The sequence below is a fragment of the Streptomyces sp. NPDC087263 genome, assembly GCF_044744645.1.
Classification (GTDB): Bacteria; Actinomycetota; Actinomycetes; order Streptomycetales; family Streptomycetaceae; genus Streptomyces.
Genome location: NZ_JBIUYT010000004.1, coordinates 691620 through 703431 on the forward strand (window position 1 = coordinate 691620; position 11812 = coordinate 703431).

Below are 11812 nucleotides of genomic sequence, written 5' to 3' on the forward strand. Positions count from 1 at the left end.
AAACCGCCGCCCACGACGCCTGCCCGCCGCAGGCGCCGCACGACTACGCCTTCCTCGCGGACGGCGAGCGCGGGCACTGGCCGGCCCGCGCGGAGAGACCTGCCGGCCGTGCGCACCCCGCCGGCACGGTGACGCGGTCTTTTCCACCCTCATCGCCGGAGTCGGCCTCCGCGCCGTCACACCGAGGGGCCGCCGCGTGCCCGGCGGACACGACGAAGAGGGCTCCCTGATCTGGCGCGGCCGCTGCGTCACAGTGGACGGGATCGTGGAGTGCCGGGAAGCACAGGCCTTTCCGGGAGAACGGGGCCGGCCCGTCCTGCTGCGGCGCGTGCGGGCGACGGAGGGACCGGCCCGGGTCCGGGTGGTCCTCCCCCCGCTTGGCGCGTACGGCACGCAGTCCCCGCGCGAGGCACGACGCGACGATCGCGGTGTGTGGACCGCGCGAGTGGGCGACCTGCACCTGCGCCGGCCTGGCGGCGGCGACGTCTCGCGCTCCGAAGTCGGCTCCACGGGAGCGCAGTTCACCCTCGACCTTGTGCTGGACGCGGGACAGCGGCACGACCTGGTGCGCGAACTCGGTGAGCGTCAAGTGTCGGCCGACGGTCTCTGCGCGCCGTCCGACCGATGGTCCCGCACCGAACGCGCGGCTTGCGGCCGACGGTCAGGGTTGGGGGGCCGTGGTCGCAGACCTGCACCTGCTCGTCGACCCGGGTGCCGCCCGCGTCGCGGATGCCGGTGCGCAGGGCCGGCCACGAGGTGAGCACCCGGCCGGAGCGGACGTTTGCCTCGCACGAGGGCGGGTTCACCGACCGGATCGCACCCGTGCCGGAGCCGACGACCGCCGACGGGTAGGCCCGGGACGAGGCGCCGGTGCTCAGAACCGAACGTCGTCCGCGGTCGAGATACGCGCTCCCATGTTGCGTTCCATCATCCGCAGGGCGGCCTCGGCCAGGTCCGGGTGGATGTGGGCCACCGCGTCGCGGGCCACCGTCACCCTCAGATGGCGGATGTGTGCGTCCAGGGCCGAGTACAGCACACACTGCTCGGTGACCTGCCCGCACAGCACGACGTGTTCGACACCCTGCTGGGCCAGCAGATAGCTGAGCGGAGTCTCGTAGAAGGCGGAGTGCCGTGCCTTGACGACGAAGAGCGAGGCGTCGTCGGGTGCGACGGACCGTACGAGGTCGGCGTGCGGTCCCTGTAGGGCGGTCTCCAGGATCTCGCCGTGATGGGACCGCCACTGCCCGAAGTTGTCGTTGACGTAGATCACCGGAATGTCGAGCCGGCGTGCGCGGTCGAGCAGTCTGGTCACGGCGGGCAGTGATGCCTCAACCGAAGGAATCAGCAGGACGGCGTCGTCATGGTCATAGGTGTTGATCATGTCAATGACGATGAGTGCGGTCTTTGCCATGCCTTCCACCCTGCACTGCCGACGGTTTCCCCGCGTCCTGTGGAGAGGCGGCGCGGAAAGTCGCCCGCGAACGTCCCGGCGGGGCGGGTGTGGTGATCAGCGGCCGACGGCCTTTTGCAGCTGGACAGTTCCGTCCCGATGTTCCCGGACCCCCGCGAAGGTGTGTGGGCCGTTGCGGGGAACCCGCCGGCTCCCGTACCCGAGATGTTCGGGTTTGCCGCGCGCAGACCGGGAGAATCGTCAGCCATGACAACTGGCCCGAGCTCCCCGACGCCGACCACCCGCGCGGCCGCCTTCGTGCCCCGTCTGTTGCGTTCCTGCCTCGGTGCGCTTGAGCGGGTGGAGAACGCCGAGGCCCTCGACCGTGTCGTGACGCCCCTGCAGAAGGCCGTGCGGGCCCTCCCACTCGGCTCGCTTCGCGATGTGCTCCATGGCCGCCAGCTCGGCCATCCGCTCCATCCGGCACTGGTGCAGGTGCCGATGGGCGCCTGGCTGTCGTCTGCCGTCCTGGATTTCGTGCCCGGCGCGGCCCGGCCGGCTCGTGTCCTCGTCGGCCTGGGCACGCTGACGGCGCTTCCCGCCGCGCTGGCCGGCTGGACGGATTGGGCAGAGCAGCATGAACAGCAGCTGCGCACCGGCCTTGTGCACGCCGCCGCCAACGCCGGAGCCGTTTCGCTGTTCGGCGCGTCGTTCGCCGTGCGCGGGCGACGCCCGATGGCCGGCCGGGTGCTTGGGCTCGGCGGTTTGGCCTGTGCGGGCGTCGGCGGGTTCGTCGGTGGCCATCTCGCCTACCGGCAAGCCGCGGGAGCCAACAAGACGGAGCCCGTTCCTCACTTGGTGGAGCCCGGCTGGCACCGGCTGGGCCCGGTGAGCGACCTGAAGCCCGGAAAGCCCGAGCGGCACCTGCTCGGCGAAGTGCCCCTGCTGGTGGTTCGCGATGAGGACGGTACGGTCAACGTGCTCGCCGACCGGTGCAGCCACCTGTCGGGACCGCTGTCCGAGGGCGACATCGCCGACGGCTGTGTGTCGTGCCCCTGGCACGGCAGTGTGTTCCGGCTGTCCGACGGCACCGTGGTGCGCGGTCCCGCGACCGCGCCGCAGCCATGCTTCGAAACCAGGACCGAACCGGACGGCATCCTCGCCGTCCGGCTGCCGGGCGCGGGCTGAGACGGCGGCCCCGGCGGGAGGCCGCCGTCCCTCGGCCGAGAGAGTTCCGCGGGCAGCCTGTCGTCCCTCGGCCGAGGCGGCTCCGCGGGCAGCCTGCCGTGCCTCCGCCGAGGCGGCTCCGCCGGCAGCCCGCCGTCGAAGCCCCCGCGTCGTCGGCTCGCCCTCTGGCGATGTCGGCCGCGTTGCCCGATCAGGCTCGGTGGCGCTGTTCCCTTGAGCGAGCCGCGTCGTGTCCGAGCGGCTGCCCGTGCACGGTCTACAGCGCGTCCCTGGGGATCGACTCGTTCCAGGTGCGGGAGGCGACGCGTTGACCGCCCTCGTAGGCGTCCAGGGTGGCGTTGACGTGGAATTCCTCGGCGTCGCAGGTCAACGTCGTGCTCGTACGGACCTGTACGTCCCAGTCCTTGCGCCGGAAACCCATGGTCCACGTCACCTCACCGGCCGGTGAGGTGAAGTCGTCGGCGACCGAGGTGTACCGCTCGTGGGCGCGGCAGCCGACGTCCAGGTCCATCGCGTCGAAGTGGACCGTGCCGCGGTCCTTGACGATGTTCAACGCCGCGCCGTAGTCGATCAGGTCGCGGGTGACCTCCCAGCGCTGCTCGGGCGGCGTCATTTGTGTCGTGGTGATGGGGGCCGTGCCCTCGGGAGCCTCGAAGGGGGCCGAGGTGTCCGGCTCGGCCGCCGGGCGGACCGGCAGGAGGAGGCGGCACGGCTGTTCGTGCACGGTCAGGAGCGTGGGCCGCGGAGGTGGCCAGGCCAACGGCCAGTACGACGTGGACAGGGAGAGCCTTATGCGGTGGCCCGGCGGGAAGGCCTGCGCCACGCCGTTCAGGTGGAGCGTGGCCCGATGGCGCCGGCCCGGTTCCAAGGGGGCGGGCTCGTCCGTGCTGTCCCGGCGGGTCAGGTTGAGGACGCCGTACGTGACCCGGGTGGCGCTGCCGTCCGGGGCCACGTCCGACAGACGGGCAGCCACCATGGCCACGGGCCGGTCAGCGCTGACCTCCAGTTCCACGCGCGGGGCCCCGAGGATCTCCAGCCGGTCCGTCAGCGGCTCGGTCTCGTAGACCAAGGAGCCGCCGTCCTCCTCACGCTGGTCATAGGGCAGGTCCGGCGGGGCGTTGTAGGAGGCCCACTTTCCGGCGAACTGGCCCACGGACAGCGGCGACCGTACCGTCTGGCTCCCCGCGTCGTAGGGGGCCTCGTTCTCGGCGGTGAGGTGCCGGGAGCGCAGCGCGTACGCGGTGTCGTGAACGTGCCGCGAGGGCCACGTGAGCTCGCCGACCCAGCGGCCGGGGCGATCCTCGTACGAGGTGGAGGGCGGCACGCTCTCCTGCATCCACGCCCGGAGCATCGGACCCTCCATCGCCCCGTTGTCCGCGCCCTTCAGCCAGTGGTCCCACCAGCGCACCACCTCTTGGAGATAGCCGATGGCGGGCCCGGGCTCGCCCAGGTGCGGGTACTTGTGGGACCAGGGGCCGATCAGCCCCTTGCGCGGCACGTCCAGGTGGGCGAGCAGGCGGGTCACCGCGTTGGAGTAGCCGTCGGCCCAGCCGCTGGAGGCAAGGACGGGGCAGCGTACGGCGGTGTAGTCCTCGCACACCGACGCGCGCCGCCAGTAGCTGTCGCGGCGCTGGTGGCGCAGCCAGTTCAGGACCCACGGTTCGACGGCGTCCAGACGCTCGTGCCACATCTCGCGCCAGCGGTCGCCGACGGCGGACGGGTCCGGCGGGCACGTGGCGTAGGCGAACATGGTGCCCGCTTCGGCGAGGTTGTCGGACAGCATCGCGCCACCCATGTAGTGCATGTCGTCGGCGTAGCGGTCGTCGGTGAACGAGGAGATGACGATGGCCCGCAGACTCGCGGGGTGCCGAGCGGCCACCTGCAGCGCCGCGAACGCGCCCCAGGAAATGCCCATCATCCCGGTCGTGCCGTCGCACCAGGGCTGCGCGGCCAGCCAGTCGAGTACCGCCTCGGCGTCGCTCTGCTCGATTTCCAGGTACTCGTCGGTGAGTACGCCCTCGGAGTCACCGGTACCGCGCAGGTCGACGCGGACACACGCGTAGCCGTGCCCGGCGATGTAGGGGTGGTGGACCGAGTCGCGGACCGAACTCAGATCGCCCTTGCGGTAGGGGATGTATTCCAGGATCGCCGGGACGGGGGAGTCGTCGCAGGACACCGGGCGCCAGATGCGTGCCGAGAGGTGGACGCCGTCCGGCATCGGGATCCTGACGTGGTCCTCCTGCTTGACGGTGTGGGGGAGGTTCTCGATGTATCGCATGCGTCTCTCAGGCCGTACGGTCGGTCGTGTGGTCGAAGGCGAGTCGTAGCGCGGCGACGCAGCGGTCGTACTTCTCGCGCAGTTCCTGCTCGTCGGCACCGCCGGTGAAGATGTGCGCCACCTCGTAGCTGTAACTGTCCTGCTGGTCGATCTCCGACAGGCGTTGTCCCTCGTCGGGCACGACGTCGATCCGGACGCCGGGTATCTCCTTCTCGACGCGGGCCAGTTCCTCGGGCGGCGGCACCTTGCGCACGACCCCGTCGGTGAACCAGCGGTAGTACCACTTGGCGGCCAGGGCGTACGGGCCCTGCCGGAACGGCACGGCCGGATCCTGGCCCAGGGCGAGGGCGAGCATGCAGTGGTGGTTGGGCACGCCGTCGACGTAGGCGAAGAGCTCCGCGTGCGCCTGGGAGTGGCGGGGGTTGATCTCCAGGATCGCGATCGCGTCGGTGGCCGGATCGTAGAAGAACTCGATGCTGAAGGTGGCCTGCCGCCAGCCGATGCGTCGCATGACCCGGCTCGACACCTCGCGCAGGCGCTGCTGCACCGGATCCGGCAGGGCCGAGGGGTACTGGTGGCGCAGGAAGCTGGTGGAATCCGGGTAGTTGATCGAGTCGAGAACGCCGTACACGGTGATCTCGCCTTCGTGCTCGTAACCCTCGACCGCGACCTGGACACCGTTGAGCGTCTCTTCGGCGAGGCAGACCTGGCCGCCGACCCCGGCCATCTCCTGCGGCAGGTCGAGCTGGTTCAGGATGAACTCGAAGGGGCGGCCGACGCGCTGGATGCCTTGGCCGATGTGCTCCACGGCCGTGTGGAACTCCTCCATGTCCCCTACCCCGTAGGCGAGTTCGGAGGAGTACGACAGCGCGGGCTTGAGCCACATCGGGAAGCGCACCCCCTCCGGCGGCTGCGGGTCGGCCGCGTCGAGATCCACCCGGCCGAAGCGCGGATGCTCGGTGGCGACCTCCTGCTGCACGAGACGGCTCCAGTACTTGTGTTCGCACTTGACCACCGACTCCAGACTGGTGGCACGCGTCCCGTATTCCTTTCCGAGCAGCGCGACGAGCGTGCTCACCGGGAAGTCCCAGTAGCCGACGATCGCGTCGATCGGTCCGTCGAAGCCGTCCAGTACGCGCCGGGCCCGGTCGATCAGGTCCGGTACGGCCACCTCGCCGTGCTGGAGTTGCTGGATGGTCAGGAGGCGATGGAAACGCAGCTCTTCGGCGCGGGGGACAGCCTGCAGGGTCCGCAGATTGGCCTCGTCGAGACCGACGACGAAAACGTTGCGGGGGCGCGGGCTCACGGGCGGCTCCTGAGGTCGGTGTGTGGAGCCGGGCGTGTACCCACAAGACGATGAGGCACACGACGAGTGGCGCAACGGCGTCACCTGTGCGTGCGGGACGCAGAGCGTGGTGACAGCAGCCCTGGGGACAAAGATGCGCGCGGAGACTGCCCGGGTGACGCTGGATACCGCGTGCGCGGAGTTTGCGGTGGCCGTCACGGGACACACGGGCGCGTGTTTGGATCTGTCGCAGCCGAAGGAGCCAGAGGTGATCACGTCTACCGATGTCGCCGATTCCGGCGTCTCGTCCGACGGTGCGGGGAGAACGTACGAGCTGTTCGCCGGTTTCGTCGAACGGGAGGCCCCCGCCGTACCTCTGCCGGGCCGGTCGACGAGCCGCAGATTTGCCGTTCTCGCAGCTCTGGGACGCCGTGACCTGTCGCTGGCGCGTCTGGCCGAGGGGCATCTGGACGCCGTTGCGATCCTCCACCAAGTCGAGGGCTCGCCGCCTGAGCAGGGGGGACGCTGGGGCGTGTGGGCGGCACGGCCGCCGAGCCCTGTCGTGAACGCAACGCGCACCGGGGAAGGATGGAGGCTGAGCGGCGTCAAGCCGTACTGCTCCGGAGCCCGCAGTTGTACCCACGCTCTCGTGACCGCGGAGGCGGACGACGGGTATCGCCTCTTCGCTGTGGCACTGGGCCACCCCGGCGTGGCGCCGGTGCCCGGGACATGGCCGGCGGTCGGCATGGCCGACAGCGACAGCCTGGACGTGTCCTTCACCGATGTGCCCGCCCGCGCCGTGGGCGAGCCCGGGGCCTATGTGGAGCGGCCCGGCTTTCTGCACGGCGGGGTGGGGGTGGCGGCATGCTGGCTCGGCGGCGCCCACGCGGTCGCCGCACCGCTGTACGAGCGCTCCGACGCGGGGCGCCTGAACGACCACGCGGCCGCCCACCTGGGCGCGGTGGACGTGCTGCTCAGCACCGCGGCCACGGTAGTGCGCCAGGCTGCCGAGGACATCGACGCCGATCCCCTCGACAAGCACACGCAGGCCCGGGTGCGTGGTCTGCGGGTCAGGGCATTGGTCGAGAAGGTGTGTACCGAGGTCCTCGGCCACACCGGGCGGGCCATGGGTGCCGGCCCGCTCTGCCATGACGAACGACATGCTCGCGCGGTAGCGGATCTGACCGTCTACATCCGGCAGCACCATGCCGAGGGCAACCTCGCGGAGCTGGGGCACGCGATCCGTAAGGGTGCCCAGGAGACCGCGCGATGAGGTCGTCGCGCGGTCCCCTCTCCGCGGAGGATCGGGACGCCGCCGCTACGGAGATCGACGCGCCGGGCACCGCGGAGAAACACTGGCTCGCAGCACGGCTGCCCGAACGCCTTCCTCACCTGGATCTTCCCGTGGGACCCGTCGTGGTCGTGGCGGCCCATCCCGACGATGAGGTCCTGGGCTTCGGCGGCACCATGGCAGCCCTCGTGGGCACAGGTGCCGCTGTGCATACGGTCTGCCTGACCGATGGGGAGGCCTCGCACGGCGACAACGACGCGCCGGCGCGCGATGCGTTGGCCGCCCTGCGCCGCGCCGAACTCGCCGCGGCGCTGAGCGAACTCGGTTCGCTCAGCGCACCCGTACACACCGGCCTGCCGGACACGGCGCTGGACCAGCACGAGGACGCGGCGGCCACAGCAATCGCCGACCTCCTGTCCGAGGTGCAGGCGAACGTGTGTTTGGCGCCGTGGGACGGCGACCTGCACAGCGACCACGAGGCCGCCGGACGCGCGGCTCGCCGCGCCTGCCGAACGACGAACACCGCGCTGTGGTCCTTCCCGGTGTGGATGTGGCACTGGGCCCATCCTCAAGACCCTCGGGTGCCCTGGCGGCGGGCCGGCGTCCTGCCGCTCTCCCCAGCGGCACTGGAACGCAAGAAGGCGGCTCTGGCGCGATTCGCCAGCCAGCTCGAAGCGCGCGGCCCCGGAATCGCGCCCGTCCTGCCGCCAGGGGAGATGGCCCACCACACCCGCACATTCGAAACGGTGATCCGTTGAACACACCCGCCACCTACTTCGAGGGCCAGTACGCCGACGCCGCCGACCCCTGGCACCTGGCGGATCGCTGGTACGACCGCCGGAAGTACGACCTGACCGTCGCCGCTCTGCCCCGTCCGCGCTATCAGCAGGCCTTCGAACCGGGCTGCTCGGTGGGCGTGCTGACCAACCTGCTGGCCACACGCTGCGACCAGTTGCTCTCCACCGACCGCGTCGCCTCGGCCGTGGCGACGACCGCCCGGCGCACGCGCGGGATGGACCATGTCACCGTCCGGCAGATGGCCGTTCCCGAGCAGTGGCCCGAGGAGCGGTTCGAGCTCGTTGTCCTCTCGGAACTGCTCTACTACTTCGACGAAAGCACGCGTACGCGGCTGCTGCGCCGGAGCATCGAGACCTTGAGTGCGGGTGGCCATCTGGTCACGGTGCACTGGAACCATCCCGTTGCCGAACACACCTGCACGGGCCGGGACATCGCGGACCACCTCGACGCCCTGGCGGACCTGAACCGACTGGCCCGCTACGACGACCCCGACTTCACTCTCACCGTCCACGAGCACAGTCGGGAAGGCGGCCCTGTTCTCTCCCCGGCCCGGGCGGAGGGCCTGGCGTGATTCCCGCGGCAGTCGCCGTCGTCGTGCCCGCGCACAACGAAGAGCACCGTATCGGCGCCTGCCTGCGGAGCGTGCGGCGCGCGGTGGCCCAAGCAGCGCCACTCCCGGTCGTGACGGTGGTGGCAGCAGACGCCTGCACGGACGCCACAGCGGTCACCGCCGCGCGTGCCGGAGCACACGTGGTGCAGCTCGAGCGCCGCAGCGTCGGGGCCGCGCGCGCCGCCGCGACCGCCTACGCACTGCACCTTCTCGCGGACAGCGGCCCGCATGTCTGGCTGGCGATGACGGACGCCGACACGACCGTGCCCGACACCTGGCTCACCGACCAGATCAGTTGGGCGCGGCAAGGGTACGACGTCGTGCTGGGCACCATCCTGCTGGCCAGGGCATCGCGACGACTGGCCGCCCTGCATGACGCCGACTACTTCCGAACCCGGCCCGCCGAGCCGGGGGAGCCGTGGGACCACCCGCACGTCCACGGGGCGAACCTGGGGCTCTCGGCCGCCGCCTACCTGAGGTCAGGCGGTTTCGCCGCGCTACCCACCGGTGAGGACCGCGACCTCGTAGCCCGGCTGGCTTCGCAGGGCCATCGCATCGCCCGTACCGATCGGCACCCCGTCCGTACCGCGGCGCGACTGCGCGGACGGGCACCCGGCGGGCTCGCGGACCTGCTCGCCGCCCTCCGTTCCTCCGCACGGAACAGGCCCGCCCGGACGCCCGGTTCCGCGCCGGCTCAGCTGCCCTAGCGCCTGCGGGCGGGCCCCTGAGCCGGGTCGGCGTTCACCGAGGGGCCGACGGCCCGGCTCAGAGGCCGAGGAGGTCGCGGAGGTCGTCGGCGTGCTCCTCCTCTTCCTCCAGGATCTTCTCAAGCATGCGCCGGGTGGTGGGGTCGCTCTCGTCGATCCAGCGGATCATTTCCTGGTACGTGGTGATGACGATGCGTTCGGCGATCAGGTTCTCCTGGAGCATGCGCTTCAGGTCCGTTTCGTCAGTGGTGACGTATTCGGTGTGAGAGCGCTCGCGGAGTGTCGCGGGGTCGAAGTCGGGACGGCCGCCGAGCTGACTGACACGCTCCGCGGCCCACAGGCCGTGCTGCAGTTCCTGCTGCGCGTGCTCGGTGAACTCGGCCGCCACCTGAGCCCGGTCGATGCCGGAGGCCGCGATGGCGTGCTGGGAGTAGCGCAGATAGCAGACGATCTCAGTGGCCACCACCTGGTTGAGCACCTCGATCAGGCGCTCACGGTCCGCCTCGTAGCTCTGCGTGACAGGGCCCTTGTCCATCTGGGCCCGCGCGTCGTCGCGGATCTTCTTGACGTCGATCTCGAAGGAGTTGTCCATGAAGCCTCCAGCTCAGTGGGCCTGTGCCGGGCCAACTGTTGTCCACGGCACGACCACGACCGGGCTGACACTCCGCGCTCCCCGGCTCAAGGGCCCGGACGGACTCGCGAAGGACCTGAGAATCACCGAGACCAGGCCGGCCGGCTGGGTATTCCGGGCTCACAGGGCCGACGGGGCCGGGCCGGGGTGGTGGGGGAGAGAGCGAGCAACTCGCGCGGCCGCGGCGGGAGAACATCCGGTTGAAGAAGGCGGGAACGCGGTGGCGGCAGCTGCTGTAGTCCGTCGCGTCATGGAGATGTCCGGCTTGAGGACCAGACCTCGCGCAGGAACGCGGCGAGGTGCTCGGCGGTGGCCTCCGGCGCCTCCTCGGGCAGGTAGTGGTCGCAGGGCAGCGCCTGCCCGCGGACGTCCGCCGCGTACTCCCGCCACACTGCCGGCACGTCGTAGCTGCGGCCCACGAAGCTGTGCTCGCCCCAGAGCGCCAGCAGGGGGGCGGTGACCCGACGGCCGGCGGCCGCGTCCGCGTCGTCGTGGACGAGGTCGATCCCGGCGGCGGCGCGGTAGTCCTCGCAGGACGCGTGGATGGCGGCCGGGTCGGAGAAGCAGCGTACGTACTCGTCCTGGGCGGCCGGGTCGAAGGCCGTACCGCCGTGGTGCCTGGCGCCCATCCGGGCCCGGATCCAGAACTCGGGGTCGCCCTCGATGAGCCGCTCGGGGATGCCGTTCCCCGCGGCGAGGAAGAACCAGTGGTAGTAGCCGAGGCCGAGGGCGGCGTCGGCGTGCGCGAAGACGTGGCGGGTCGGCACGATGTCCAGCACGGCCAGCGCGCTCACCGCCCGCGGATGGTCGAGCGCCAGCCGGTGCCCCACCCGCCCGCCGCGGTCGTGCCCGGCCACCGCGAACCGCTCGAAGCCGAGCTCTCGCATTACCAGTAGCTGGTCCCCGGCCATCGCCCGCTTTCCGTACGGGGTGTGGTCGGCGTCGGACGGCGGCTTGTCGCTGTCCCCGTAGCCGCGCAGGTCGGTGAGGACGACGGTGTGGTCGCGGGCGAGCAGCGGCGCGACCTTGTGCCAGATGGCGTGGGTCTGCGGATAGCCGTGCAGCAGCAGGACGGGCGGGCCGTCCCCGGCGGTGCGGACGTGGATGCGGACACCGTCGGCGTCCACGGTGCGCCGGGAGAACGAGGGCAGCAGATCGGGCATGTACCGATCCCAGCACCGGCCGGCCGCGTCGTCCAGGACGGGTTGGCGACCACGCTGATAGGAGCCGCCTATGTGAGGGCGGCGAGGTGGACGTCAGACAGCTGGAGTACTTCCTCGCCGTGGTGGACCACGGCGGCTTCAACCGGGCCGCCGCCGCCCTCTATCTCGCCCAGCCGTCGCTCTCGCAGGCCATCCGGTCCCTGGAGCGCGACCTGGGCAGCGAGCTGTTCCACCGGATCGGCCGCCGCGCGGTGCTCACCGAGGCCGGCAGCGAGCTGATCGAACCCGCCAGGACGGCCGTACGGAGTCTGCGGCTGGCCCGCACCGGCGTGGAGTCCGTCCAGGGGCTGCGCGGCGGCGGGCTCGATGCCGACATCGCCGACCCGGCTACCCGGCTGTCCAGTGGTGAGCGCCAACTGCTGGTGCTGGTAAGGGTGTTCGTCTCTCCCGCGAGCGTGATCATCCTCGACG

11 protein-coding genes and 2 pseudogenes are annotated in these 11812 nt (G+C 71.1%); 6 read left to right on the forward strand and 7 right to left on the reverse strand.

The genetic code is table 11. The features are described 5' to 3' along the window. Positions 1–43: 43 nt before the first annotated feature. The 3 genes and pseudogenes from ACIPC1_RS16485 to ACIPC1_RS16495 form a co-directional block, all read right to left on the reverse strand. Entirely contained in the window at positions 44–589 is a 546-nt protein-coding gene (locus ACIPC1_RS16485; RefSeq protein ID WP_402517417.1) for a hypothetical protein, read from the reverse strand. Beyond that, positions 522–788 (reverse strand): annotated as a pseudogene (locus ACIPC1_RS16490) (hypothetical protein); the annotation flags it as partial. The pseudogene ACIPC1_RS16490 and the gene ACIPC1_RS16485, both read right to left, overlap by 68 nt. Before the next feature lie 86 nt (positions 789–874). Next, a complete protein-coding gene (locus tag ACIPC1_RS16495) occupies positions 875–1411 on the reverse strand; it encodes a cysteine hydrolase family protein (protein WP_402517419.1) in 537 nt (178 codons plus the stop codon). A 339-nt stretch (positions 1412–1750) separates the two neighbouring features. Here ACIPC1_RS16495 and ACIPC1_RS16500 point away from each other — a divergent pair, with 339 nt between their 5' ends. Continuing rightward, a complete protein-coding gene (locus tag ACIPC1_RS16500) occupies positions 1751–2578 on the forward strand; it encodes a Rieske 2Fe-2S domain-containing protein (protein WP_402517421.1) in 828 nt (275 codons plus the stop codon). Positions 2579–2834: 256 nt separating this feature from the next. On the opposite strand, the gene ACIPC1_RS16505 is transcribed toward ACIPC1_RS16500, so the two are convergent. Beyond that, positions 2835–4856: a CocE/NonD family hydrolase gene (locus tag ACIPC1_RS16505; protein ID WP_402517422.1), complete on the reverse strand. Its 2022-nt coding sequence runs from the start codon at positions 4854–4856 to the stop codon at positions 2835–2837. Positions 4857–4863: 7 nt separating this feature from the next. Then, on the reverse strand, positions 4864–6162 hold the full coding sequence (locus tag ACIPC1_RS16510; RefSeq protein WP_402517425.1) for an acetyl-CoA carboxylase biotin carboxylase subunit family protein: 1299 nt from the start codon (positions 6160–6162) through the stop codon (positions 4864–4866). 247 nt (positions 6163–6409) lie between these two features. Here ACIPC1_RS16510 and ACIPC1_RS16515 point away from each other — a divergent pair, with 247 nt between their 5' ends. The 4 genes from ACIPC1_RS16515 to ACIPC1_RS16530 are packed head-to-tail and all read left to right on the forward strand — an operon-like array spanning position 6410 to position 9547. Further along, positions 6410–7414: an acyl-CoA dehydrogenase gene (locus ACIPC1_RS16515; protein ID WP_402517427.1), complete on the forward strand. Its 1005-nt coding sequence runs from the start codon at positions 6410–6412 to the stop codon at positions 7412–7414. Then, a complete protein-coding gene (locus ACIPC1_RS16520; RefSeq protein ID WP_402517428.1) occupies positions 7411–8190 on the forward strand; it encodes a PIG-L deacetylase family protein in 780 nt (259 codons plus the stop codon). Before ACIPC1_RS16515 ends, ACIPC1_RS16520 begins: the two co-directional genes overlap by 4 nt. After that, entirely contained in the window at positions 8187–8801 is a 615-nt protein-coding gene (locus ACIPC1_RS16525) for an SAM-dependent methyltransferase (protein ID WP_402517430.1), read from the forward strand. The genes ACIPC1_RS16520 and ACIPC1_RS16525 overlap by 4 nt, the downstream gene beginning before the upstream one ends. Continuing rightward, positions 8798–9547: a glycosyltransferase gene (locus ACIPC1_RS16530; protein WP_402517432.1), complete on the forward strand. Its 750-nt coding sequence runs from the start codon at positions 8798–8800 to the stop codon at positions 9545–9547. Before ACIPC1_RS16525 ends, ACIPC1_RS16530 begins: the two co-directional genes overlap by 4 nt. A gap of 58 nt (positions 9548–9605) precedes the next feature. Here ACIPC1_RS16530 and ACIPC1_RS16535 read toward each other — a convergent pair whose 3' ends face one another. Together ACIPC1_RS16535 and ACIPC1_RS16540 are read right to left on the reverse strand one after the other, a co-directional pair. Continuing rightward, complete coding sequence (locus ACIPC1_RS16535; RefSeq protein ID WP_402517434.1) at positions 9606–10139, reverse strand: bacterioferritin; 534 nt, start codon at positions 10137–10139, stop codon at positions 9606–9608. A gap of 287 nt (positions 10140–10426) precedes the next feature. Then, positions 10427–11341: an alpha/beta fold hydrolase gene (locus ACIPC1_RS16540; RefSeq protein WP_402517435.1), complete on the reverse strand. Its 915-nt coding sequence runs from the start codon at positions 11339–11341 to the stop codon at positions 10427–10429. 86 nt (positions 11342–11427) lie between these two features. Between ACIPC1_RS16540 and ACIPC1_RS16545 the strand changes: the two are divergent. Next, positions 11428–11709, forward strand: a pseudogene (locus tag ACIPC1_RS16545) (LysR family transcriptional regulator); the annotation flags it as partial. Positions 11710–11812 lie beyond the last annotated feature (103 nt).